The sequence below is a fragment of the Lysinibacillus sphaericus genome (assembly GCF_005217585.1).
Lineage (GTDB): Bacteria > Bacillota > Bacilli > Bacillales_A > Planococcaceae > Lysinibacillus > Lysinibacillus sphaericus.
Genome location: NZ_SZPT01000004.1, coordinates 200,804 through 225,409, shown reverse-complemented (window position 1 = coordinate 225,409; position 24,606 = coordinate 200,804). Strand labels below are relative to the sequence as shown.

The 24,606-nt window shown below is 34.3% G+C and carries 25 protein-coding genes; 20 read left to right on the top strand and 5 right to left on the bottom strand.

Features of this window, described 5'->3' with window-relative positions:
- Positions 1-213 precede the first annotated feature (213 nt).
- Positions 214-720, top strand: a complete 507-nt coding sequence (locus tag FC748_RS17280; RefSeq protein WP_108030749.1) for an RNA polymerase sigma factor — start codon at positions 214-216, stop codon at positions 718-720.
- Complete coding sequence (locus tag FC748_RS17275; protein ID WP_108030750.1) at positions 707-1,723, top strand: anti sigma factor C-terminal domain-containing protein; 1,017 nt, start codon at positions 707-709, stop codon at positions 1,721-1,723. Before FC748_RS17280 ends, FC748_RS17275 begins: the two co-directional genes overlap by 14 nt.
- A 359-nt stretch (positions 1,724-2,082) precedes the next feature.
- Here FC748_RS17275 and FC748_RS17270 read toward each other — a convergent pair whose 3' ends face one another.
- Together FC748_RS17270 and FC748_RS17265 are read right to left on the bottom strand one after the other, a co-directional pair.
- Entirely contained in the window at positions 2,083-3,525 is a 1,443-nt protein-coding gene (locus FC748_RS17270) for an MDR family MFS transporter (RefSeq protein WP_108030751.1), read from the bottom strand.
- Between the two features lie 115 nt (positions 3,526-3,640).
- Entirely contained in the window at positions 3,641-4,348 is a 708-nt protein-coding gene (locus FC748_RS17265; RefSeq protein ID WP_108030835.1) for a DUF421 domain-containing protein, read from the bottom strand.
- A 198-nt stretch (positions 4,349-4,546) separates the two neighbouring features.
- Here FC748_RS17265 and FC748_RS17260 point away from each other — a divergent pair, with 198 nt between their 5' ends.
- The 3 genes from FC748_RS17260 (at position 4,547) to FC748_RS17250 (ending at position 7,478) form a co-directional block, all read left to right on the top strand.
- Positions 4,547-5,068: a GNAT family N-acetyltransferase gene (locus FC748_RS17260; RefSeq protein ID WP_038510015.1), complete on the top strand. Its 522-nt coding sequence runs from the start codon at positions 4,547-4,549 to the stop codon at positions 5,066-5,068.
- Between the two features lie 607 nt (positions 5,069-5,675).
- Positions 5,676-6,941: a histidine--tRNA ligase gene (locus FC748_RS17255; RefSeq protein ID WP_193768805.1), complete on the top strand. Its 1,266-nt coding sequence runs from the start codon at positions 5,676-5,678 to the stop codon at positions 6,939-6,941.
- Positions 6,942-6,974: 33 nt separating this feature from the next.
- Positions 6,975-7,478 (top strand): GNAT family N-acetyltransferase, encoded by a 504-nt coding sequence (locus FC748_RS17250; protein WP_108030753.1) that lies wholly within the window; start codon positions 6,975-6,977, stop codon positions 7,476-7,478.
- 99 nt (positions 7,479-7,577) lie between these two features.
- Here the strand turns inward: FC748_RS17250 and abc-f are convergent, their stop codons facing one another.
- From abc-f to FC748_RS17235, 3 genes are all read right to left on the bottom strand, one after another.
- Entirely contained in the window at positions 7,578-9,053 is a 1,476-nt protein-coding gene (abc-f, locus tag FC748_RS17245; protein WP_108030754.1) for a ribosomal protection-like ABC-F family protein, read from the bottom strand.
- Positions 9,054-9,177: 124 nt separating this feature from the next.
- Positions 9,178-12,144 carry a lantibiotic dehydratase gene (locus FC748_RS17240; RefSeq protein WP_108030755.1) on the bottom strand — a complete coding sequence of 989 codons (2,967 nt, stop codon included), beginning with the start codon at positions 12,142-12,144 and terminating at the stop codon, positions 9,178-9,180.
- 46 nt (positions 12,145-12,190) lie between these two features.
- Positions 12,191-13,063 carry an Rgg family transcriptional regulator gene (locus FC748_RS17235; RefSeq protein ID WP_024364037.1) on the bottom strand — a complete coding sequence of 291 codons (873 nt, stop codon included), beginning with the start codon at positions 13,061-13,063 and terminating at the stop codon, positions 12,191-12,193.
- Positions 13,064-13,275: 212 nt separating this feature from the next.
- On the opposite strand from FC748_RS17235, the gene FC748_RS17230 reads away from it, so the two are divergent.
- The 15 genes from FC748_RS17230 to FC748_RS17180 all read left to right on the top strand — a co-directional run bounded on the left by FC748_RS17230 (position 13,276) and on the right by FC748_RS17180 (position 24,602).
- Positions 13,276-14,868 carry an ATP-binding cassette domain-containing protein gene (locus tag FC748_RS17230; protein WP_108030756.1) on the top strand — a complete coding sequence of 531 codons (1,593 nt, stop codon included), beginning with the start codon at positions 13,276-13,278 and terminating at the stop codon, positions 14,866-14,868.
- Positions 14,861-15,604 (top strand): S41 family peptidase, encoded by a 744-nt coding sequence (locus FC748_RS17225; protein ID WP_167492696.1) that lies wholly within the window; start codon positions 14,861-14,863, stop codon positions 15,602-15,604. The genes FC748_RS17230 and FC748_RS17225 overlap by 8 nt, the downstream gene beginning before the upstream one ends.
- 35 nt (positions 15,605-15,639) lie before the next feature.
- Positions 15,640-15,765: a hypothetical protein gene (locus FC748_RS22475; RefSeq protein ID WP_255702602.1), complete on the top strand. Its 126-nt coding sequence runs from the start codon at positions 15,640-15,642 to the stop codon at positions 15,763-15,765.
- A gap of 32 nt (positions 15,766-15,797) precedes the next feature.
- A complete protein-coding gene (locus FC748_RS22470) occupies positions 15,798-15,923 on the top strand; it encodes a hypothetical protein (RefSeq protein ID WP_255702602.1) in 126 nt (41 codons plus the stop codon).
- A 32-nt stretch (positions 15,924-15,955) separates the two neighbouring features.
- Positions 15,956-16,081: a hypothetical protein gene (locus FC748_RS22465; protein ID WP_255702602.1), complete on the top strand. Its 126-nt coding sequence runs from the start codon at positions 15,956-15,958 to the stop codon at positions 16,079-16,081.
- Between the two features lie 32 nt (positions 16,082-16,113).
- Positions 16,114-16,239 (top strand): hypothetical protein, encoded by a 126-nt coding sequence (locus FC748_RS22460; protein ID WP_255702602.1) that lies wholly within the window; start codon positions 16,114-16,116, stop codon positions 16,237-16,239.
- Between the two features lie 32 nt (positions 16,240-16,271).
- Positions 16,272-16,397, top strand: a complete 126-nt coding sequence (locus tag FC748_RS22455) for a hypothetical protein (RefSeq protein ID WP_255702601.1) — start codon at positions 16,272-16,274, stop codon at positions 16,395-16,397.
- A 280-nt stretch (positions 16,398-16,677) separates the two neighbouring features.
- Positions 16,678-16,926 (top strand): hypothetical protein, encoded by a 249-nt coding sequence (locus FC748_RS17220; RefSeq protein ID WP_024364034.1) that lies wholly within the window; start codon positions 16,678-16,680, stop codon positions 16,924-16,926.
- The gene (locus tag FC748_RS17215) at positions 16,927-17,805 is read left to right on the top strand and encodes a phosphoenolpyruvate carboxykinase (ATP) (protein WP_025220807.1); all 879 of its coding nucleotides are present in this window, start codon (positions 16,927-16,929) and stop codon (positions 17,803-17,805) included.
- 608 nt (positions 17,806-18,413) lie between these two features.
- Positions 18,414-19,388, top strand: coding sequence for an ABC transporter substrate-binding protein (locus FC748_RS17205; RefSeq protein WP_038510681.1), 975 nt, complete (start codon positions 18,414-18,416; stop codon positions 19,386-19,388).
- Between the two features lie 175 nt (positions 19,389-19,563).
- Positions 19,564-20,580: a FecCD family ABC transporter permease gene (locus tag FC748_RS17200; protein WP_024364030.1), complete on the top strand. Its 1,017-nt coding sequence runs from the start codon at positions 19,564-19,566 to the stop codon at positions 20,578-20,580.
- The gene (locus tag FC748_RS17195; protein WP_024364029.1) at positions 20,573-21,613 is read left to right on the top strand and encodes a FecCD family ABC transporter permease; all 1,041 of its coding nucleotides are present in this window, start codon (positions 20,573-20,575) and stop codon (positions 21,611-21,613) included. The genes FC748_RS17200 and FC748_RS17195 overlap by 8 nt, the downstream gene beginning before the upstream one ends.
- Positions 21,614-21,699: 86 nt before the next feature.
- Positions 21,700-22,506, top strand: coding sequence for an ABC transporter ATP-binding protein (locus FC748_RS17190; protein ID WP_108030758.1), 807 nt, complete (start codon positions 21,700-21,702; stop codon positions 22,504-22,506).
- A gap of 15 nt (positions 22,507-22,521) precedes the next feature.
- Positions 22,522-23,298, top strand: coding sequence for an IucA/IucC family C-terminal-domain containing protein (locus FC748_RS17185; RefSeq protein ID WP_108030759.1), 777 nt, complete (start codon positions 22,522-22,524; stop codon positions 23,296-23,298).
- A gap of 299 nt (positions 23,299-23,597) precedes the next feature.
- Positions 23,598-24,602 carry an ATP-grasp domain-containing protein gene (locus FC748_RS17180; protein ID WP_167492695.1) on the top strand — a complete coding sequence of 335 codons (1,005 nt, stop codon included), beginning with the start codon at positions 23,598-23,600 and terminating at the stop codon, positions 24,600-24,602.
- Positions 24,603-24,606 lie beyond the last annotated feature (4 nt).

Genomic DNA, 24,606 nt, shown 5'->3' with positions numbered 1-24,606 from the left:
TAAGAGCATCTGTCGCTGAGTGGTATCCTGCATTTGAAGCAATATTGGACCATTATCTTTGAAAAACATTTAGCCATATGTCAACTTCATATGATTAAATGTTTTTATTTTTATAAAATTTTGGAAAAATTGTATACTTTTTTGTTTTACAATTGTTATATAGGTGAGTGATCACTACAAACTAAATATGGATATCCAAAAGTTGGTGAAGTTTTGAATGATATATGGGAGCAAATACTCCTTGGACATGCAAAAATTGTATTTAAATATCTAATTAAAATTGGAGCTACGAGAGAAGATGCAGAAGATATTACACAAGAAACCATCATGAAAACTATTGAATGCCTCCAACAAATTGAACCTGAGAAAATACGGGCATGGATGTTTAAAGTAGCAATTAATCGCTACTATTCTCTTTATAACAAAAATACATCCATGGTTACGTTAAGTGAGGTAGATTTAGAACGTTTATTGCCAGTGTTTGAACATGTAGAGAGCAATATATTATCGAAAGAGAAAGCTAGAGAATTGGAAGAAGTGTTGCGTGTACTTCAGCCAACATTCCAGCAGCTACTCATTTTGAAGTATTACATGGAACTATCATATAAAGAAATCAGTGAGATTTTAGATGTGAAAGAAACACAAGTAAAGACGTATTTACAACGTGCACGAAAAAGTTTTAAAAAAATTTGGGAGGAAAAAGGATATGAGCAACGATAAAATAGATGATCTTTTCGATGTTAATAAAATGGAAAAAACGATAAGAAAAGCAAAGTGGAAAGCAAATTGGAGGGTGGTTATTATCTCCAGTATTGTTCTAATCGTTGTCTTCATTGTAGGTTCCATTTTAAATCGGGTTGTTACACATAAATTGGAAACCCCTGTCCAATTTTCTGCTAGTGGATTTTATGAAATATCTGCACCGAATGAATTTATGGGAAAACAGGAACGTTATCAAGGATTTTTAGGGGGAGAAAATCGTTATACAACTTATAAAATCATTGAAGGAAAAGTTGTTTATACAGGTCAAGAAAGGTTTGGATATGGACTGTTCCGAGATGAAAATTTAAATCGGGTAGATATTACATCTCCAATTCTAATTGGTCCAACTTTGCATGAAGAAGATTTACAAAATCAACACTATAATGAATTAGGACAACGAGAAATGGTGTTTTTCTATCCGTTTTTGCAATATAAAACATATCGTAATGATTTAAAATTGCTTGATGATATTGGGGAGGACAAAATCATGGAAGTCGCCCTATCTTTTGATCAAGGTTATACATTTGACGAGGTGCAATCAATGATTTCAAATAATGTAACACTCTCATGGCTTTGGGTGGATGATGTAAATGAAGACACAGATGATTTTCAATATAAATATGTAAATGAAAACGGCGATATAGTTGTATTAGACAATTTACTTCGTTCAGAACACTCTGTCTATGGTCTTTCGCTGCTTGATGAAAATGGCGATAAAAAAGAAGAGCCCGTTCATCACTTTATTGGAGCTATTGAGGTAAATCAACAATTCAAAGCCTATTGGCAAGGAGAATTTAAACGCTTATATGAGACTCTTAGTGGTGCAGACGGTCAATTAACTGCGGATGACTTGCAATATTATGGCGCAGTTGTCACAGGAGATACACAAACCTTATCACAATTAAATGATCTTCCTTTTATTAAAGCTTCAACAATTGGAGTAATTACGGATAAGAACTAAAAATAAGGATAGCAACGAAGAAACGTCCCTATCCTTATTAAATTCGATATAATCTTAGTTCTTTAAAAACTTATAAAGTATGCAATATGAAACTAAATCACGTTCCTAAATGGGATTTTGGATAAACATAGAATTCCCCAAAATACTGTTAAACCAACATTCCTTGGATTTTTCTTGGAATGTTTATACAGCTTTTTATGCAAATATATAACATAGGGCTACCAAGTTCCAAAGAGGCGATGCGAAAATTTCAGTTACTTCGAGCTCAATTATAGGAATGCTAGAGTAAAGCTTTAGTAAATAAGCCCAGAAAATTTTACAATGCGTAAAACTTTCTGGGCTTGCTAGCTCTTCGTAGTTTATTTATCGCTCACAAGTTGTGGGGCTGGCTTTAAAAAGAACCAAACAATTAGTAACGTTACAAGTGCTAATATAAAAGTACCCATATAAATAAAATGTACACTGGAAGCCAATGCCTCTTGTGATTTGGTCGCTATGTGTGCTGTTGTTCCAGCATGTCCTCCAGAAGATACAAGATCTAGGTTTTGAATACCTTGTGCATGGATCATCGTGTTGAACATCGCCCCGAAAACTGCAGCTCCTAACGTTTGGCTAAATGTATTAATAAATGTATTTAAACCAATGGCTGTTCCGCGTGTTTGATTTGAAACCGCTGTTTGAATTGTTACCATGTAAATTGGCGTCACAAGCCCCATGCCTAATCCGAATAATCCAACCCCAACATAAATAAGGAAAGCGGGTGATTCTGTCGATAATGTAAATAATGAGAAGGCGGCAACGGATAGCACGCTAACCCCTAGTAGAATGATTTGTTTCGTATTGAAGCGACCTACTAGTTTACTAGAGAATAATGTACCAACTGTCCACATAACAGGTAGGGGCATTAAAATAAGCCCAGCATCTGTTGCGTTTTTCCCTAACACTCCTTGGCTCCAAATAGGAAGATACATCGTAATGCTGATAAGCATAGCACCAGAGATAAGGGTTAATATATTAATAGTTGATAATGTACGGTTAGAGAATAAGGCTAACGGAATTAATGGTTCTGGTGATTTTTTCTCTATCAATAAGAAAATAATAAATGAAACAACGGCAAAGATTAGGAGACTTATAATGGACATGTCTCCCCAGTTGTTTTTGCTGCTACCTGTTAATAATGCATAAAGTAGAGCGATTGCACTTAATGAGAACACTGTTGCACCAAGATAGTCGATATGATGTTTTGCAGGCCTAATAGATTCTTTGTAATAAATGACAATCATTAAGCAAGCGATAATGCCAAAAGGAACGTTTAAGAAAAAGATGTAGCGCCAAGAAAGAGAGTCAACTAAAAAACCGCCAACTAATGGTCCGATAACACCCGAGACACCCCAAACGGCACTAATCCATCCTTGCGCTTTTGCACGGTCTTTCACTTCGCTATATAGGTCACCAATAATTGTCATTGTAATAGGCATGATGGCGCCGGCTCCAAGACCTTGAAGGGCACGAAAGACGATAAGCTGTTCCATTGAGGTTACAACACCGCAAAGCGCAGAACCGATTAAAAAAATGGCAGCGCCTATAAGTAATACTTTTTTGCGACCAAATAAATCTGCTAGTTTCCCGTAAATTGGGGTCGAAACGGCGGTGGCAAGCATATAAATGGCATACACCCAACTAACAAGTTCGACACCTGACAAATCACTTGTAATACGGGGGATTGCTGTACTAATAATTGTTCCTTCTACAGCAGAAAGGAATGTCATTAACATTAATGACACAATAACTTTTTTTCTCATAGTTTCCCTCTATACTTCCAAACAGTTAAATTTATTCAATATATATTACCCCTAAATCTCCCAAATAACAAACCTAGTTTCACTTTGATAATATACCAAGCTAAAGCCTACGATTTTAATTCCCTTTGCGGATACCTTCTTTGTTATTCGTATAGGTTTTGATGAAAAATCCATCTGTCTGTGACCATTCCGCATACAAAATATCCTGAATTGTAGGGAAGCCTTCCTTGCGCAGTTCATCATATAACCATTCTTTGGATTTACCCGTATACCTTAATATTTCTTCGTTAATTTCTCCTTCATCCACAAATAGGAAGTTCATCGTGTCGTCTTTCGTTTTTAAATGAAGCAGAGCTGGTGTGACAGTATCAAATTCAGCATATTTTTTTAGACTAACCGTACCACCAGGTTCTAAGTATAAATCACAAACTTCCCGAAGAGAGAAGACACCTTGCTGTCGTAGCATAATCCGTAACTGCTCCATTTCTAGATGATTCGCTTGTAGTTCTTTTAAGTTAAATTCACCATCTCTAATTAAAATTGACGTTTCGCCCTTTAGAAGAACTCTAAATTTATTGGAACGTTTCGATAGATTTTCGATGATGAACAGCAGCATTCCCCAAACAGCAACCGCGAACCATACATGAAGAGCTGAAATTTTGTTATCATAGATGCTTTCTTCCAATATACCGCCAAGAACAATGGAATATACAAAGTCAAAGGGGGTAAGCTGTGATATTTCTTTTTTGCCCAACAAACGTGTCACAAGTAATAAAGCAATTAACCCGAAAAATAACTTCAATCCAATATTCATATACGTCATGACAACAACTCCTCTGTTGATTTTCAATTTGTCCAATCTTTCCTCGCCGCTTGTAGTATCCTTTACCCGTTCTAAAAGAAATTTCATCCTCCATTTGGCTGTCCTTTCACAACCCGTGGTAGGATGATTATTGTGACCCAATTTAGATTAATCTATAATGAAGTTTAATAATTAACTAACTAGCAAAGGATTGAAACGATGACGATGGAAAAGGGAACGAATTGTCATATAGAAGAAATAGAGTCTTTATATAATGAGTTAAACGATTATCTTGATGCACATATTAATTATCCTGGATGGAAAAAAGGGATATATCCGATAAAAGAAACGGCAATTAAGGGTATACAGGAAGGTAATTTATATGTGCTGAAAGATGGAAGTCATATTGCAGGGACGGTTATTTTAAGACGTGAGCAGGAGGTTGCTTATTCGAAAGTGGATTGGAAAATTCATTTAGCTCCTGAAGACATATTGGTTATACATACTTTTGCCGTACATCCGGCTTATCTAAAAAAGGGCATTGGCACAAAAATTATGGATTTTATTATTGAGCATAGTAAAGCCATGAATATTAAGGCCATTCGCTTGGATGTATATGAAAAAAATCAACCTGCTATCAACCTCTATAAAAAATATGATTTTGCGTATATTGATACAGTTGATTTAGGTTATAGTGAATATGGTTTAGAGAAATTTGAACTGTATCAAAAGTTACTATAAAGTTTTAACTAGGGGCTGGGACATAACTAAAAAAATTTAAGAAATAGACGAAAGGTGTTCATGATTTTTTGCTAAATGGAGAACTTAGCTATTCTTGCTTTTGCAAAAAAAATTAGAAGTGTAATTAATCTTGCTATGCCGTTGTTGTCCGCTACGGCGGTGCTTTCCGCTCAGCACAGTAAGCCGCAACCCTCGCTAACGCGCGGAATGCCCGCGTCTTACATTGTGTGCTGTTCTGAGCTGGAGTCACCGCCTTCGCTCCAACGACTAGTGAGTCAATCTAACACTTTTTCTCTTTTGTCTCAGCCACTTCTTGGGTCTATCTCCATTAGGTATTCCTTTTATTAGAAAATAATGAATTGACAAAATTATTCGTTTGGTATAAAGTTACAAATAATTGAATGGAGGAGATTATATGTCGTTTTTACAACGTCTAATTTCAGCAACTCAACATCATCATATCCACTAGTCTTGCTATCTTTATTAATTTTTTAATAATGAATAGGAAGACTATTTCTCATGAAATCGTATAACTAAGCCGAAGTTGGAGCTTATGTTAGTACGGTTTTTTTATTTTCTAAAAAAAGGAGCAATGAAGATGAAGAAAATGGATTATCAAAATGTTAGAGGAACGCAAGATTATTTACCAGAGCAAGAACGTATTCGTCGTAAAATCCGGCGTACGTTAGAAGATACTTTTATCACCTATGGGTGTAAACCACTCGAAACACCGATTTTAAACTATACAAACTTAATGGCATCTAAATACGCAGGAGGTGCTGAAATTTTACAAGAGATGTATGTGCTATCGGATCGAGGAGAACGTGAACTAGCATTACGTTATGATTTAACGATTCCATTCGCAAAGGTCATTGCAATGAACCCTACATTACCGCTGCCATTTAAACGTTATGAAATTGGCAAAGTGTTCCGAGATGGTCCGATTAAAGCGGGGAGATTTCGCGAGTTTACACAATGTGATGTAGATATTGTTGGAGTTGATTCACAAGCAGCTGAGGCCGAATTGATGATGATGGCATTAGATGCTTTTGGAAAGCTAGAGCAAGATGTTGTCATTCAATATAACAATCGTAAGCTATTAGTTGGCTTACTTGGTGTTTTTGGTGTAGATGCTGATGTGCAAAGTCGAGTAATTTTAATACTCGATAAAATTGAAAAAGTAGGTCATGATGCAGTTTTAGCAGAGTTAACAGAGCTAGGTTTGCAACTTGCTGTTGTAAAGCAAATCGCATATTTTTTACAAGACGATAGAAAAAATACACTTGCTTATTTCGGCCAATATGATGAGCCTCTGATTCAAGAAGGGGTAGCCGAAATGGAAGAATTAGAACACTATTTAAATAAGCTTGATATTACAAAAAATTGTCTATTTAATCCTTTGCTTGCTCGTGGGCTAGAAATCTATACGGGAACTATTTATGAAATGTTCGTACGGGATGGTCGAATAACATCCAGTATAGGGAGCGGGGGTCGTTATGATAATGCGATTGGCGGGCTATTAGGGGGAACCGAAAAGTTCGCTACGGTCGGTATTTCATTTGGGTTAGATGTTATTTTTACAGCCATGATGTTAGATGAACAAAAAAATCAGGAGACATTAATTGATATTTATATCATTCCCATTCATACAACTGTAGAGTCTCTTGTATTAGCAAAAGCATTGCGGAAAGACTATCGCGTTGAAGTAGAGCTTAGTGGTAAAAAATTAAGAAAAGCGATGGATAAAGCAAATCGTGAAAACATTCCTTTTGTCATTGTATTGGGGCAAGAGGAAGTAACGCAAAATCACTATATGTTAAAAAATATGCAGACAGGGGAGACCGTTACTAATACTTTTATTTTCAATGCATGAATGGAACGATAACGAACGGTAAGGGGATAGATTATGGAGATTCGTATTTTAAGTAAATCAGATGCACAAGTATATCAAGAAGTGCGTTTAAGTGCATTAAGAAATAATCCGGAAGCATTTGGTTCCACATATGAGCGTGAAGTAAACGTTTCGTTACAAGAAGTTGCAGAGCGAATAGAAGCAACAGCGGAAAAGTTTGTGCTCGGTGCTTTTTATAACAATGGTTCGTTGGTAGGCATTGTAACTTTTGTGCGTGAAGACAGTCCAAAAATGAGTCATAAAGGGAATGTTTTTGGTATGTATGTTGCACCTGAAGGAAGAGGGGGTGGATTAGGGAAATTACTGATGAGCGAATTAATAAAGAGGGCGAAATGTTGTGAAGGTTTAGAGCAAATAAACTTAACAGTTGTTTCAGATAATAGTTCAGCCCAAAAGTTATATAAGTCATTAGGCTTTGAGGTTTACGGCTTAGAACGCAATGCCCTTCAATTTAATGGGCACTATTATGACCAGGAATTGATGGTGTTATATTTCTAATTTGAAAGAACTTATGATTTCACTTCTATCTTTGACGCTTTCCTCATTTGAAAACCACCCGTCTCATCGCGGGTGGTTTTAATGCCTTAGAGGCTCATTCTATTTTTCCTTGATAAGCTGTAACGTTTTATCTTTAATTTCCCAAATTTGGTCAGCTACTCTTTCTACAATAAGCTGATCGTGAGTAGTAAAGAGCACTGTTCCTTTATAGCCTAGTAAAAATTTTTCCAATGCTTCAATGGTAGCTAAGTCTATAAAATTTGTCGGTTCATCTAAAATAAGGACATTAGAAGGTTTGGCAAAAAGGGCTGCCAAAGAAATTCGTGTTGCTTCTCCACCACTCAGCGCATGTAAAGGTTTTCTAATAGTGGCTTCTTCAAAGCCAAGGTTACTGAGAATCGCCCGAATAAAACTTTCTTTATACTCACTCATCTTCATAAGATACTCTAATATACTTATGTCCCCACTCAGTTTATAATCCATTTGCTGATAAGTGCAAAATGCAATTTTCGAGGAAAGCGTGATACCATCTTGATTATTCATTATATAGTGTAAGAAAGTTGATTTACCTACTCCATTGTCTCCTACTATAGCTATCTTCTTGCCAAGTGGGAATTGGAAATCCTGTTCTGCAAGAAGTATATTGTCTCCAGCTGTAACTGTAATATTATGTCCCATTATTGGAAAACGATTATTTATTTCAAGCTCTTTCACTATCGGAAAAGAAATTGGTTTAGGATCTTTGTCAATATGAATCTCCTCTAACATATCCATTCTTTTCTCTATTGATTTAACGGTTTTCATCATACTCTTTTGAACCGTGTCTTTTTGTTTGGAAGAAGCTAAGCGATTCGGTTTGATATTTCTTTGTTTGTTTTTTTCACTAACGATAGAAATTTTCTTTGCCTGACTCTTTTTCACTTCTACAGCTTCTTGTAATCGTTCTTTTTCTTTTGTGACTTTTTGATATTTTCTTTGTAACTCCAATTTCTCTTGTTGTTTCTGTTCCAGATATTGATCGTAATTGCCGTTAAATTCTTTGATTTTCCCATTCTCTATTTCCCAGATTTTTGTGGCAATTGCATTAATAAAATAGCGATCATGGCTGACAAATATTAAAGTACCGTAGTAATAATTTAATTCTTCAATCATTATGTCAATGCCATTTTTATCTACGTGCGTTGTCGGTTCGTCTAGCAGCAGACCCATTTTATATTGAGAAAGTAACTGAACTAAACGAAATTTTGATTGTTCTCCACCACTAAGTGTTTCAACACTGTTAGTAGGAACGTTCAAGCGGCTAAGTAGTTGGGAATCTAAATAGTCAGCATTCGTTTCTTCCTTTAGCTCGCCGATTTGTTGAAAATAATTGAAATCGACAAATCGTTCAATCTTTCCATTATCAGGTGTAATCGTACCTGCAATGATATTCAATAAAGTCGTTTTGCCTTGGCCATTTTTCCCTACGATACCAATGCGATCATTTTGATAAACGGTTAATTCCTTAGTATCAAAGATTTCCTTGTCCCCAAAACTAATTTGAACATTGTTTAATTTTAAAGCAAGCTCTTCCATTTGTATCCCTCCAGTCTCAAAAATGAAGATGGCATGTTCCTCTTCTTTGAATAAAACGTGTAGATCATGCTAAAAAAGAGAAAATTATTTCCATGGAAATATAAATTGTAGAACGATGCTTGTTTTAGTTTGGGTTTAAAATAAGGTTAGCGTTAGTTGCTTTCTTTTTCATAGCAATTCGTTGTTTTAAAACTCTCCAAACCATATTTCCAACTAATTCTTCCTCTTCTGATTTAATACCAAACAGTCTTATACATGTCATATGTATTAAACTTCGAATAATATTAAAATCAAATCGATTTTCATTTAATAATTTGTTAAAGTAGTTGGACAATTGAAGCTCCCAGTAGCTCAGTTGTTCTTTGTTGAAAGCAAAATGATGAGCTGGATCAGGATTTGAAGATGTAGCAATATCACTAAATACCAAATATTTATGTCTATTTTCACGGAAATTTTTTGAAAAGTCCTTATTCGAATAACCATCATCCATAATACGGAACTGTTGATGTAGATCTTTGGTATGAAGAGATAGTAGTTTAAAAACAAGATAAATAGCATGATCCACTTTATCTATTTTTTCATCTACTAAACAAGAAGCTAACAAACTAAGAATAAGCGTACTATCAGCACAGAAAAAATCCTCTGCCTCCGACATGGTAGTCAATCCTCCATATCTTTCGTATTCTGGGTCGTACTTTCCACTACTATAATCGATGATATCTCCGGCTATGACGCCTTGTGCTAGATATTCATCGATTCCATTAAATTGAGAAGTTGGAGAAATTCTTAATCTTATATGATGTCTATCATCAAAATAACGAATGTAAAAAGACTTAGTAATTGCACCGTTGGATTTTAGCTCTTTAATAAGCTCATTTAAATAAGTGCCTAAAAAGTCGTCTTGGAGTTCGTGCGGTAAATAAATATTAAAATGTTGCCAGTTAACTTTTCTTTCTAAATTTAATTCTTCCTTTGTTTGAAACAAGGGTAGTTGGACAAGTTTCTTAGGCTTAATCTTTTGTGCGACAAAGTTAAAAACAAACTCAGATATATAATGGTTGCCTTCTGAGTCAAGCGTAATGAAGTTTGCTAAGTTCAATGAATTTTCTTCAAGGTAAATAGTAAAAGGTTTATCCGTTTTATAAATATCCCATAAAATATCTAAATCCTCTTTACGATTAGTATCGATTAATATTCTTAGGTCATTACATCTAACAAAAAGCGAATCCGGTATTTCATAAATCGTTTTCATTTCGGTAAACTTGCTGAAAAATTGATCTTGTGAGCGAATATCTCCCATATAATTTTTAATTAGCCAAGATTGAGGGATTAATTCAATGTCGTTAAAGAGAACCTTTGGAAAATGAATAAAGTCTTTCCGTATTTTTTGAATATCGAATAGTAGCGACATAATATTTGCGTAGTAATTGCTACTCCAAAATAGCAAGTCATTTAAAATATGTGGGGAAAAATGTTCGATATTGGATACATTATATTGCTCAAACTTTACTATTTTTTCGATACCACCATCTAATAATGCAGAAAGTGTTATTTTATTATCTTGTATGCTAATAAAGAGCTGCTCTAATGGTACTGATTGTTGATTTTCAGCAGTTCCATATTGAAGATTTAAATTGCCATCATAGCAATCATTCATAATATTATAGTAGTGTTGATTTTTAGGCATATATTTAACGGTAATGACCTCTGTATTAGCTTCTGCAATTTTTCTTCTTTCAATATTTTTCATTGTTGTAAAATAGGCTGGATTTATATAAGAAAAGCGTCCTTCTAAACGTCCAAGTCCCGAATTTCCAGCATACGGGGTTAGTGAAAAGTTAAGTTGTCCATTTTTACTCTCTAAATAAAAACAACTTTGTATTGTTGGAGAAATTTCGCTTTCTATTTTTAGGTCTTCAAAATGCAAATTTGCTATGTCGATTTCTTTTAAATGTCTGTATGCTGCCGTAGATGTTAGTGCTAATAATTGCATTTTTATTTTTTTCTCTAAATCTGAAGTTTTGCGTTCTAGCGAACAATTTTTCTCTCTAATCAATTGATAGTTTTTGTAGAAATCTAAAAACTTTACTTTTGAATTTCCGTACTTTTCTTTAAAAAAATGGATATCAGCTTGATATCTATCACTTACAGGTACCCGTATTGCATAAGTCGATAGGAAATTAACGAAAGGTAAGAGAGTTTTTTCTATAAGACCTTTATCTAAATCAAGATTAATAACGTTAGTTTCACTATCAAAGCGAAGGTAATGTTCACAATTATGAATTGAAGCTAATAGTTTTTCCAACTTGTTTACAGAATCTATATTGAACTTGCTTATAGAATTATTTTGATTTTTTATTAAAGTTCTTATTTGCTTGATCTCATCTTTTGGGAAAGAATAATTTTTCTCTTCAACATAGTGAATTAGAAGTTCGAAGTCTTGAATAAATGTTAAATTGTCTAAATCCGTAATCAAATAGCCACCGTGGATCAATTGTTTCACTACATTTAATAAAATTTTAAATGGTAAAAGAATACGATTTTGTTCTTCGAGTTTTTTGGCTAACTCTTCAACAGTAACGGCATTTTTAGCATGGACTTGAATCGCTTCTAAAAGAGAATTTATTTGAATTTTATTTGTATTAAACTTCTTTTTATCATCTAATGTCCAATTATTATATAAAAAATTGGAATTTTGGTAGACCACATTTGAATTCCACGTAACCTGTAAGCTTGCTAAATTTTCATTTTTTAGAGTGGAAATAAATTTACTTATCCATTCTGAGTCAATACTTGTATATACTTTAAAGTCATGTTGAATAATCATTTGATTTGTTGAATGATTTACTTCATCTATAGTATTGAAGTAGACAGATGAAAATAAGCCGAAGGGTGTTGCTCTATATCTAGATCTATTTAAATATTTTCTTTTAGCTAGTGTGGCTTTGTTAAAATTCTCATTCCTTTGCAATTGATGATATAAGCTACTGGAACTAGTAAAAAGTTTTTTATCAAACCAACGATCTTGATTTTCCTCGTTAGTTGAGTGATTCGCTGTTCTTACATTGATATAGGGCATCATTTCATACATGTGATTCACCTCAAAATTATTTAATTAAGAGAGGTTTTCAATTGAGTTATGTTTTTAAAGAATGGACTTTCTCTAATCCGCTATGCTCAAGTATGAAGTCCAGCATTCGATTAAACATAACTTCATGTTCGCGGGCTTCTATATGCCCAACAAACTCAATTGTTTTTATTACTTCTGAAATGGAATTTTGATCTTTGTGTATTGTGATGTCATAAAACCCTTTAAATATTTTGAACAGTGCTTTTTCAAAGAAATCACTATCATTTAGTTGTATGGTGTTTAATAAATCAATCCATTTAGTAGTGTAAAATGAATCTTTTTGTTCAAAGGCTAAAATTAATGCATTGACTACAAGTCTAAAGCCTTCATTTCCATAAGGCCTAGTCTGACTGTATTTATTAAACCTTTGAATACAACGTATAAGAATAGCATCGATTAATTCTAATGAAAAAACATACATACTATTTGTAAATAGTACTAGCTCATAATGAGTCCAAAATTCAGTACTGATTAAATACTTAAATAAACTGCTTTTTTTGCCATCAATATCTTGCCCCAACAACCTACAAATCCTGAAATTCAGAAGATCGGTCATATGTTCATTTTTTAAACCAGTAAAATCTGCCTCTAGTTTCTTCCTTAAAGAGCGCAATTCTTGAATATCCTGCACCCTATATGCTCTAGATAATTCTTTTAAAAAGCAAACTACTTTATCACTCGCATAGTCGCTATGAATTAAGAAAAACTCATTAGGAGAAATATGCAATCTATCCATAAATAAGGATAGATTGTGGATACTAGTGTCAGTTTGACCGCTGGCAAAACGATGATAAGCAGCTCGAGTCACTATGCCATCACAAAGATCCTTTATTTTAATCTTTTTACCTTCTCTTATCATTTCAATTGTAGGACCAAACATAGCAAAACCTCCTAAAATGTATATATTTGTATACATTTTACCATTCAATCAATTTATTTCTCTATTATCAAACATATAAACAACAGCGTTTATTCGATTTGAGAATACAGTTTAAGTTGAAAGGAGGTTTTATTAAATGGGTGGATGGATTGATATTTTCTACGTAATTACTCTATTTATTTTTTAATGAGTAGGCTAGGAGGGGCTTGGATTTGAAAAAATCTATTATTTTTGGAATGAAAAATAGAAGTACATTTCTTTTGATTTCTATTTTAATTGTTTCAACATTAATGGGGACAATTATCCAATTTATTAAAGGTGATTTATTTCAAGGAGCACTTGATCAAAATTTAGATAAAGTCTCTACGTATATTTTGATTTTCGGGGTTTTAATTTTAATCGAAGTGCTATTTTACTTTTTAGAATGGAAATATGAAAATCATTTAATTAGAAATACTTTTGCAAAACTTAAAAATTCAATTATTAACAACGTATTAAAGACTAGAGACTTTTCAAATATAAAGGTGAAAAATGAACATCACTTAAATGCGTTAACGAATGTTGTTGATAGTTTAGAGTATCAATATTATAGAAGTTCTTTTGATGCTATTTACTTAACGCTAAGGATCGTTTTCGTTACAACGTCTTTACTTATTATTAATATCTATATTGGCTTAGTTGTAATTGCTTTTATGTTTCTGCCTTTATTGGTAACTAAATTATTCAAAGATAAACTGGCTAATCTTGAAAAAAGCTTTTTAAACCAAAAAGGGGATAACCTTAGCTTTTTTAAAAATCTATTAGATAATCTAAAGTACGTAAGAATTTTAAATGCTGATGCCCTTTTTCGAAATAGGTCTAGAAATGAAATTAATAAAGAAAGAGATGCGGGGTTAAAAACGGAGAATTATAGAATTACATTAAATACGATGTATTCCTTGCTATCATATTCATCTCATTTCTTAATTCTAGCGATATCGGTTTTATTAATTATTAAAGGTCATATTACTCCTGGTGTTACGATTACCCTTTTAGGTTTAGTAGAGCAATTAAGTATGCCGATTTTATCGCTTTCAAGGAGTATAAATAATATAAACAGCACAAAAAAACTAAGAGAAGATATTAACTCCATTATCTGTGTAGAAACAGATAATCTTGAAACAGCGATTAGCTATGATAACGCAATTACTACTAAAAAATTATCCTTTAAATTTGATAATACGGTTTTCAACTATAATGATGTAACTTTCCAAAAAAACAACACACATATTATTACAGGGCAAAGTGGTTTAGGCAAATCTATATTTTTAGAATCAATATTGGGATTATTAAAGAGCAACCATACTGGGGAAATTTGTTATGACAACAATAGTCTTAAGGTTGATAGTAATCCATTTAAAGATATTATGTACGTTATGACTGACAACAATCTTTTTGATGGTTCACCTATATTTAATATTTTATTAAGAGATGAGTATAGTGAAGAAGAACTTAATTATATGAAGAAGTTTTTATCAGAAGAGAAACTTTTAAGTGAAGACGTAACAAAACTCTCTAGCGGTGAAAAGAGAAGATTGCTTATTTTAAGAGGATTAATGTCAGATAAATCGACTTTAATTTTTGATGAACCTACTTCTAATCTTGATAGTTTTAATAGTCAAATATTTTGGGATGAGCTGTTAAATATAAAAGATAAAACAATCATTGTTGTTTCGCACAACACACCCGAGGATATCTACGACAAATTTGATATAAAATACGATTTTACAAATTATGTCGATAAGGAGTCTGTGGCATATGTCTAAAGTAATCACGATAGAGGAAGAAACTTTGGAGAAAATTTTCGAAAAATTCGGAATACTAATTCAGAAAAGTGATTCTAAAATATCCATCATAGATATTTATCCTCCATTACCGAAAGAGATCCAATCCAATACGATTGTGAAAGCTAACGGTAAAGCACCTGATGTTAGTAGTAATTGGGCAGTTGGGGAAAACATAGTGGAGTTTGATAATGGTAGTCAGTGGATTTTAACTTTAGAAGACTTCGATTGGAGCCAGATTGTGTACGAAAATTTTACTAGTAATAATCACTTGTTTTTACAATGTATTAGTTTTGATGTCATTCCAGAAATAGATGAACAAATCTATAAGAAAAATATCGTGATCGATTTAAGAGTTAATTTCGGCGGGGAATTGCAGAAGATGATTAATTACTATAATTGGTTTGTTCACACCTGTAAGAAATATTCAATTGCTCATATCTATATACTCGTCTCAAATTCAACATGTAGCTCTGCTGAGTTATTTGCGGATAAATTCAAGGATGACAAAAATACCACAATTATTGGTAGTAAGACTTATGGAAAAGAGTATATCTATAAACAAATTACCGCCCCCAATAAAAAAGTTCTTATACCTATATCGAAAATAGAAACTGATTTTAATATCGATATTCCTTTTGATTTTAATTATTACTATGCCATTAAAAGCATGGCTAACACCCGTAGCTACAAGCCCCCTGAAATAATGATGCTTTAGCTATCAATTAGCACTATTAAAGGAGGTGAAGACAGATGAAAAAATGGATTAGCCCAAAAATGGACGCATTACAAATCACAAAATTTGATAATAAAATTTTATCAATCGAATCAGCATTATACGCAAGCAGTGGACACCGTGGGGAACTGACACGTAACTAATAGCTCGCAAAAATATAAGGAGGTGAAAATAGATGAAAAAGTGGATTAGCCCAAAAATGGACGCATTACAAATCACAAAATTCGATAATAAAATTTTATCAATTGAATCAGCATTATACGCAAGCAGTGGACACCGTGGAGAACTGACACGTAACTAATAGCTCGCAAAAATATAAGGAGGTGAAGACAGATGAAAAAATGGATTAGCCCAAAAATGGACGCATTACAAATCACAAAATTCGATAATAAAATTTTATCAATCGAATCAGCATTATACGCAAGCAGTGGACACCGTGGGGAACTGACACGTAACTAATAGCCAGCAAAAATATAAGGAGGTGAAGACAGATGAAAAAATGGATTAGCCCAAAAATGGACGCATTACAAATCACAAAATTCGATAATAAAATTTTATCAATCGAATCAGCATTATATGCAAGCAGTGGACACCGTGGAGAACTGACACGTAACTAATAGCCAGCAAAAATATAAGGAGGTGAACATAGATGAAAAAATGGATTAGCCCAAAAATGGACGCATTACAAATCACAAAATTCGATAATAAAATTTTATCAATCGAATCAGCATTATATGCAAGCGGTGGACACCGTGGGGAACTGACACGTAACTAATTTTTATAATTAAGTTGATTTGAAGAGGTGATCAGATGAAGAAATGGATTTGTCCTAAGATAAAAGCTTTATCAGTCAAAAAGTTTGATAATAGGATGTCGTCAATTGAATCTTCTCTATATGCAAGCAACAGTAGTGGTCACCATGGGGAGCTTACAAGAAATTAATGTTACTAAGAAGGGGCTGTGTTAAAAGTTGATTTTAGTATGGGGCAAAAATATTCAACCAGCCTAAAGAGATACGTTTAACACAGCCTAATACCAAAAAGTGAGGGATTAAGATGAAAAACTATGAGTATATTGAAACTGGCAATACAGCGGTAGTAGATATTGATGGGAAAGATCCAGTTTTTTTAAATGAAACAGCATCTTCAATCATTAAAATGCATATTAACGGAACATCACTTGTAGACATCAAAAATAAGCTAATGAAAGAATACTCTATTCCTGAAGGCGATTTAAGTGAGTTTGAACAGCAAGTTGAGGTAACAATTAAGAACTTTGAAAATATGTTAGAGAGTGATGCGTGAGTGGAGCGTTTAAAGATAAATTTTAACTTTTTCGGTGATGTAATAAATATAGAGAGTAATGATTCGTATTTATTGAAGCAATTAGCATATATTTATAGAGAGTACGTAGATAACGATACTACAACATCAATTGCTTATTATATTAAAATTGAGAATCGCTCTTCTTATAACATTATGGTCAGTGATATGTTATCAAATGATAAACTAGTCATTCTTCATGGACCAGATGAAAATTCACTTGAAAAATGGGTTGAAGAGGCAACATTTCTCCCGCCCATTACAGTACCCTTCTTTAGAAATAAGTATTCATTTTTTCATGGGTGTGCAATTAGGGTTAATAATAAAACAATTGCTATTTTTGGCCCTAGTCGCTCAGGTAAGACGACATTAATAATGGAATTATTGGAATATGGTCATCGTTTAATTAGTGATGATTTATTAGTTATTGATAATGAAACAGGAGAGATTCTGCCTTTTAAAAAACCGATAGGCCTAAGAAATACAACAAAAGAGTATTATGAAGATAAGTTTAAACAGATAGTTGAAAAAATTCCTAGTGAAATGCCAACGTTTCATATCGAGGAAACGGGTTTAACGACAGAGTTAATTCATATTAGCGATGTTCCTGGTTGGAATTATTATGAGAATGTCAGTAAAATTGATTCAATATTTTTTGTAGATAAGCATACGGAATTAATAGATAAGCCATATGATTTTTTTGAGTTAATTAGTAATCAGGCTTGTTTAGCTGATAACCCTTTTAAAACAGTATTAAAGATCTTTAAGAACTTAAATACTACCTCTATGAGATTGAATATTCGCGACCTTAATGTGAGCGCTCAAATTTTACGAAGCATTGAGGATAAATGCTTAAGTTAAATAGGTTAAATATGTAAAGCATTGGATAATAAAAATCCCAATGCTCTTTTTTTAATCTAAATTTATAGATGATTCTTTTTTTGGCTATGTAGTCATTAAATAAAATAGAGAGAGCCTTTTGTAAAACGAAGGGAGAGGAAGAGATGCATCTCTTTATAGAGAATATAAAAGATATCACTTTTTTGATAATCTTACTTTCTAGTTTTATTTACAGACGACAACTTAAATTAACGAAGTGGAAACGAAAGCTTACTAAAGGTGAAATGTTGATGTATTTTCTTACATCTATCGCACTTCCTATTTATGGGGTTATCTATTGTGTGCAGCTTTTGGCAACATAGCAATGATGTATAGGAAAAGGACAATAAAAGTAGCTGGAGAGAAACATGTCTGTTTTTCTTAGGCTACTAATTTTTATGCCTTTATTCATTGCGATTTTTCAATAATACATACAAAAGGAAAAAATAAACATCCTAAATATTCTAAAAATATATTGAAATTCATGCTTTACATAATTATAATGATAATGATTATCATTATCGGTCATTTAATTATTTGATTGGAGGAAAATTATAGTGAACTCTATTAAATTTATAAGCTTTAGAAAGATGGTCATGTTTTTAGTATTGTTATTTGCATTGGTGTTAGTCGGATGTGGAAATAAGGAATCTGAAGATGCTTCGAATGCGGATGACAATAATACAACGCAAGAAAGTAGTACTGAAAATAGCAGTAGAGAAGTTACACATTCCTTGGGTACAACAACAATCGAAGGGACACCTACGAAAATCGTTACGCTTTATCAAGGTGCTACGGATGTTGCTGTAGCGATGGGCATCAAACCTGTAGGAGTTGTAGAATCTTGGGCAGATACACCATATTATGAGTATTTACAAAAGGACTTAGAAGGTATTCCTCTTTTAGGGGAAGAAACACAGCCTAACTTAGAGGAAATTGCAAAACTTCAGCCGGATTTAATTATTGCTTCGAAAAATCGTCATGAGGAAATTTATGAACAATTATCACAAATCGCACCGACAGTTGTTCATCAAGATGTATTTGATTTTAAAGGGACAATCAATTTAATCGGAGAATCGACTGGTAAAGAAGATAAAGCAAAAGAATTACTTGCAGAATGGGAAAGTCGTGTAGCTGATTTCCAAACAAAAATTAAAGATAAGCTAGGGGATAAATGGCCAATTAGTGCTTCGGTTGTCAATTTTAGAGCTGACCACGCACGTGTTTATCCAGCCGGTTATGCAGGTGAAATTTTAACAGAGCTTGGCTTTAAAGGACCAAAAAATATAACGGAAAATCCGCTACCTATCGTATTAAGGTTTACAGATAAAGAAAGCATTCCGCAAATGGATGCAGATGTCATTTATATGTTTTATATCGAAGATGAAGCAACGAAAAAAACATTAGAAGAATGGACAAGCCATCCATTATGGAAAGAGCTTGAAGCGGTTAAAAATGACCAAGTATATCGTGTGGAAGAGGTGTACTGGAATTTTGCAGGTGGTATTTTAAGTGCCCATATTATGTTGGATGATATTTATGACAGATTTGAGCTAGAAAAGTAAGAAAGCAGATATAGTCGATTAAGGTATCGCAAGGAATGCTATTCTTTGCATCAAAAAGGGGGCTCTAAAGCGATGAGCCCCTTCATTTCTAAATAATGCTTCATCTATTGTATATGGGAAGATGCAAGAGGTGGCTAGAAAAAGACATAAATAAGGTTAAGAAAGTAGGAGTTCAATGCAAAATTTGCTTACCAGTACCTCAATGAAAAAAAGTGTCTTTATTATTTGTTGTGTGTTGCTGATAGTGGCATTTATGTTAAGTGTAGCTCTTGGTCAAACATCAATTCCATTTCGATTAGTGTATGATGCTTTTTTCAACTATGATGCATCAAATGCGGAGCATGTAATCATTCGGACATCTCGTTTCACTAGAGCTGTTGTTGCTACTGTAGTTGGAGCAAGTCTTGCAATAGCAGGGGCTTTAATGCGTGCTTTGACGAGAAATCCTTTAGCCGCACCAGATATTTTAGGTGTTAACGCAGGCGCATTATTTTTTATTGTTTGTGCAATTACATTTTTTTCTATGGACTCGTTAATCCATTATATGTGGGTTGCTTTTTTAGGAGCTGGTGTTGCGGGTGTTCTTGTGTTTTTCTTAGGGTCTTTAGGAAGAGACGGCTTAACGCCAATCAAAATTGTGCTAGCGGGTGCTGCTATTTCGGCATTATTTGTCTCATTTACACAGGGATTGTTGGTAATCGATGAGCAGGGCATACAAAGTGTGCTTTTTTGGCTTGCGGGTTCTGTTTCAGGGAGAGATTTGAATATGTTATTACCTGTATTACCATTCATCGTAATAGGTAGCAGTGTGGCCTTTTTAATGGGGCGTTCCATCAATATTTTGCAGTCAGGAGATGATATTGCGAAAGGCTTAGGGCAACGCACGATTTTAACAAAGGTTGTTATGGGTATTATTGTTATCTTGCTTGCTGGGGGATCAGTCGCAGTTGCTGGCTCCATTGGCTTTATCGGCTTAATCGTGCCTCATATGGCGATGGGCTTAGTAGGTACAGATTATCGCTGGATAATTCCGTTTAGTGCAGTCATTGGTTCAACATTATTACTGTTGGCAGATATTGCAGCTCGCTTTGTGATTATGCCGTTAGAAATGCCCATCGGTGTTATGACAGCATTTATTGGTGCACCCTTCTTCATTTATATAGCGCGAAGGGGGTTAGCGAAAAATGCATAATTATATAACGGTAAGAACGAAATCAAATAAAATATCTTTTCAACTATCAAAAAAAGTAGCAATGGTTACTATCCTTCTTTGTATATTGCTATGCGGCATGATTATGCTTGCGCTTTCGGTAGGGAGTGATTTTATACATCCAGTGACTGTACTAAAGGAATTGTTTGGCTACGGTACAGGTGAATATCTATTTACAATCCAAACGTTACGACTTCCTAGAGTATTGCTTGCCGTGCTAGTTGGGATGGCGCTTGCTGTATCAGGGTTAATATTACAGGGCATTATTCGAAATCCTTTAGCTGCACCGGATATTATAGGTGTAACAAGTGGTGCATCAGTAGGTGCAATGTTATTTCTTACGTATGCAACGGTGAGCATACACTACTTACCATTAGCAGCCATTATAGGAGCGGGAGTAGTATCGGCTATTATCTATCTCTTGTCTTGGAATAAGGGTGTCACACCTATACGAATGGTGTTAATCGGTATTGGGATTTCGGCACTTACGAAAGGGATAGTGACAATGCTAATTGTCATGGGTGAAGAAGTACGCACAACAAGAGCTTACATATGGCTTACAGGTAGTTTGTATGGGGCCAATATGCAGGATGTTTACTTATTACTCCCATGGGTGATTGTTTTAAGTATCTTCACTTTTGTCATGGCAAGAGTCATTAATGTAAAAGAATTAGGTGATGATGTTGCAGTAGGTGTAGGAGTTAAAGTACAAGTTTACCGAGTATTGTTCTTGTTGATTAGTGTTATGTTAGCTGGCACAGCCGTTGCCTTTGTAGGAGGAATAGCATTCGTCGGATTAGTAGCACCTCATATTAGTAGAATGCTGGTAGGCCGTTCATTTGCCGCACTTATTCCGATTTCTGCAATGGTCGGAGCCATTATCGTAATTTTTGCAGACATTGTTGGTCGTACACTATTTTTGCCAAAAGATTTACCAGCAGGTGTATTTACTGCTGCAATTGGTGCGCCATTTTTTATTTATTTACTGTTCCGTACAAGAAATCAACATTCATAACACGTTTAGAAATGAACGATACATAAGGAACATTTATATATAGATTCTTATGTAGCAGTACAATATGAGAAAGAGGTGTAACAATTTTGAATAATGTACTAGAGGCGAATGCATTAACAGTTACCTATGGGAATGCCAACATACTGGAGGATTTACATTTACAAATACCAAAGGGGAAAATTACGGTTTTAGTTGGTGCAAATGGCTGTGGCAAATCAACATTATTACGGACATTTGCACGCCTAATTAAACCGAAAGATGGACATGTATTATTAGACGGTGAAAAAATACGAGATTTATCGACAAAAGCAGTTGCGAAACGATTAGCGATATTGCCACAAGGACCAATAGCGCCTGAAGGATTAACAGTTTTACAATTGATTAAACAAGGTCGGTACCCGCATCAAAGCTGGATCAAGCAATGGTCAAAAGAAGACGAGCAGATTGTCAATCAAGCATTGGAAGCAACACAGATGACACCATTTGCGAATAGCCCTGTCAATGCATTATCTGGAGGTCAACGCCAGCGGGCATGGATTGCAATGACATTGGCACAAAAGACAGACTTGATTTTATTGGATGAGCCAACGACTTACTTAGATATGGCACACCAAGTAGAAATTTTAGATTTATTGTTCGATTTAAATAGCAAAGAAAATCGTACGGTTGTTATGGTTTTGCATGACTTAAATTTAGCTTGTCGTTATGCCCATCATATCGTGGCAGTGCGCGATAAAAAAATTTACGCACAAGGAAGGCCAGAGGATATTATAACAATTGATTTAGTGAAGGATGTATTTGGCATGGGTTGCACGATTATGAACGATCCTCTTTTTGGCACACCTTTATGTGTACCGCATGGAAAGGGCATCAAGTGCTGCCTTAGAGCCTAAGCAGGAGGAACTTTTATGGTAAATGTACCGAATGATAACCGACTAACGCCGACAGATATTGCTATTCTAACAGAGAACTATCGTTTTACGGAGACAAATTTGCCCTCTTCGCCCTATTCAATTTCATCCAAGGATTTGCTGTGTGGAGAGCACTGTCGTCAATATCTACAAATCATTTCGCCAATTTTTAATTCTACTTCTTTAATCACTACAGCTTCTTTATTCGGAAAGCGCTATAGCGTATTAACAATGGCGGCACCTCTGTTTGCTATGTCGATGCTCCAAAAGGGGATAAATGCGTCAATTGACAATGTTCGTGTGGAGTCAAGCTATCAGGAAGATTTATGGCTCCCAAAAATAGCATTGGTTGATGCACAAGTGTTTCTACCCATAAGCAGAGCGGAATGGAGAGATCAAATCCTCCAATCGGTATTCGCGGATAATATAACAAAGGTATGGAAGGCGCTGTCGACTACTGCTAAAGTTTCAAAAGCGGTTTTATGGGAGCATGCGGCTATGTATGTGCACTGGTTTTATGAAACGCAATTTCGCCAAGGGGCAAGTGAAAGGGAAATCGCCTTTTTAGAAGAAGACTATCAGTACATTATGACGGAAGCTCCAGGTGAAATTTTTGGCGAACGTAAAAATCCGTTTACGCGATATAATACGCCAAAGGTTATGACTAGAGGCACCGACAAGCCTATAAGACTACGTAAAACTTGCTGTTATTATTATTTAACCTCTGAAGAAGAACATGATTATTGTATATCATGCCCCAAAATGCCAACGTAAAATAAATGGTTTTCGGCTCTATTGTAGAGTGAATGAAACTTTCCTTTCTTTAAAAGTCGATAATTGATGCTAAGGCACAAGAAAAATGCCACCTTGTGCCCGTGCATTAATTATAGTAAGTAAGCGTTGTAATCCCCAAATTCCTTGAATTTAACCATGCATTAATAGTAAGAGTTTTCTTTCCTCTCCTAAATTGTGGATTATTTTTTAACATTAACTTGTAAATTGAAGCATACATTGTTATTATATAATTGATAATGATAATCGTTCTCAATTATTTTTCCGTGGGAGGAGTAGGTTTGACACAACAGCAAATAAGCAATTTACAAAATCAAATCATTATACAGAAAGCAAAGGAAATGGGCATAGTTTGTACACCATTACTTGCAGATTGTGAGGATTTTTTAGAGCTATCTTATAAAGACAAAACAGTTATTATCAATAAATCAAGGTCTCATCAGTTGTTGTTGATAAGCGGATTGTTAGCACAAAATAAGGAAGCAACAAACAAATTATTAGCAAGAAATAAACTACCTATTACCGATACGCTTATCGTAGAGGAAGTTGGAGAACCAGCTATTCAATTTTTAACAAACAATAAAACGGTTGTAGTGAAACCTATTAATGCTAAATGTAGTTTAGGTGTAACCATTGGCATTAAAACGCTAGAGCAATTAGAGCAAGCAGTGATAGTTGCTAAACAATATAGTCAAAAGATTATGCTTCAAAGATATGTAGTTGGACATGATTATCGCGTGTTAGTAATAGATGGTGAGATGATTGGTGTTTTAGAATATCGATCAGCTTTTATAGAAGGTGACGGCTATTCGACTATTCGTCAATTGCTAGAGAATTTAAAAGATAAGCAATTGAAAAAAAACACGCTTGAGCCTGAAAATGATCAAGCAATCGAAGCGGAATCGATAGACTTGCAAAATATATTACATCGGAATGGGCTTACGCTTGATGATGTTTTAGTAAAGGGTCAACAAGTAGAGTTATTTGTGGATGACAATATGTTAGTAACGGACTTTTATGATGTTATAACAGATCGCACAGCAGATATTTGTCCTGAAAATATTGAGATGGCGATTCGTGCAGCCAAAGCATTGCAAATTGATGTGGCAGGCATCGACATTCGATGTTTACATATTGATAAACCGTTAGATCAAACAAATGGCGTCATTTTAGAAGTAAATGCCTTGCCAGATTTGGTGGACCCCTCGAATTATTTTGCAAAAAGCACTAAAAATGCAGCTCAATCATATTTAACCTATCTATTAGAAATAGAAAAGGAGCAGTGACAAC

Coding starts and splice junctions, on each gene's coding strand:
- FC748_RS17195 (WP_024364029.1), top strand. CDS start 20,573: ATGCATAATTATATAACGGTAAGAACGAAATCAAATAAAATATCTTTT.
- FC748_RS22460 (WP_255702602.1), top strand. CDS start 16,114: ATGAAAAAATGGATTAGCCCAAAAATGGACGCATTACAAATCACAAAA.
- FC748_RS17265 (WP_108030835.1), bottom strand. CDS start 4,348: ATGACGTATATGAATATTGGATTGAAGTTATTTTTCGGGTTAATTGCT.
- FC748_RS17240 (WP_108030755.1), bottom strand. CDS start 12,144: ATGTATGAAATGATGCCCTATATCAATGTAAGAACAGCGAATCACTCA.
- FC748_RS17275 (WP_108030750.1), top strand. CDS start 707: ATGAGCAACGATAAAATAGATGATCTTTTCGATGTTAATAAAATGGAA.
- FC748_RS17185 (WP_108030759.1), top strand. CDS start 22,522: ATGGTAAATGTACCGAATGATAACCGACTAACGCCGACAGATATTGCT.
- FC748_RS22455 (WP_255702601.1), top strand. CDS start 16,272: ATGAAAAAATGGATTAGCCCAAAAATGGACGCATTACAAATCACAAAA.
- FC748_RS22470 (WP_255702602.1), top strand. CDS start 15,798: ATGAAAAAGTGGATTAGCCCAAAAATGGACGCATTACAAATCACAAAA.
- FC748_RS17225 (WP_167492696.1), top strand. CDS start 14,861: ATGTCTAAAGTAATCACGATAGAGGAAGAAACTTTGGAGAAAATTTTC.
- FC748_RS17235 (WP_024364037.1), bottom strand. CDS start 13,063: ATGTTTGGTCCTACAATTGAAATGATAAGAGAAGGTAAAAAGATTAAA.
- FC748_RS22465 (WP_255702602.1), top strand. CDS start 15,956: ATGAAAAAATGGATTAGCCCAAAAATGGACGCATTACAAATCACAAAA.
- abc-f (WP_108030754.1), bottom strand. CDS start 9,053: ATGGAAGAGCTTGCTTTAAAATTAAACAATGTTCAAATTAGTTTTGGG.
- FC748_RS22475 (WP_255702602.1), top strand. CDS start 15,640: ATGAAAAAATGGATTAGCCCAAAAATGGACGCATTACAAATCACAAAA.
- FC748_RS17205 (WP_038510681.1), top strand. CDS start 18,414: ATGGTCATGTTTTTAGTATTGTTATTTGCATTGGTGTTAGTCGGATGT.
- FC748_RS17255 (WP_193768805.1), top strand. CDS start 5,676: ATGGATTATCAAAATGTTAGAGGAACGCAAGATTATTTACCAGAGCAA.
- FC748_RS17270 (WP_108030751.1), bottom strand. CDS start 3,525: ATGAGAAAAAAAGTTATTGTGTCATTAATGTTAATGACATTCCTTTCT.
- FC748_RS17250 (WP_108030753.1), top strand. CDS start 6,975: ATGGAGATTCGTATTTTAAGTAAATCAGATGCACAAGTATATCAAGAA.
- FC748_RS17220 (WP_024364034.1), top strand. CDS start 16,678: ATGAAAAACTATGAGTATATTGAAACTGGCAATACAGCGGTAGTAGAT.
- FC748_RS17260 (WP_038510015.1), top strand. CDS start 4,547: ATGACGATGGAAAAGGGAACGAATTGTCATATAGAAGAAATAGAGTCT.
- FC748_RS17200 (WP_024364030.1), top strand. CDS start 19,564: ATGCAAAATTTGCTTACCAGTACCTCAATGAAAAAAAGTGTCTTTATT.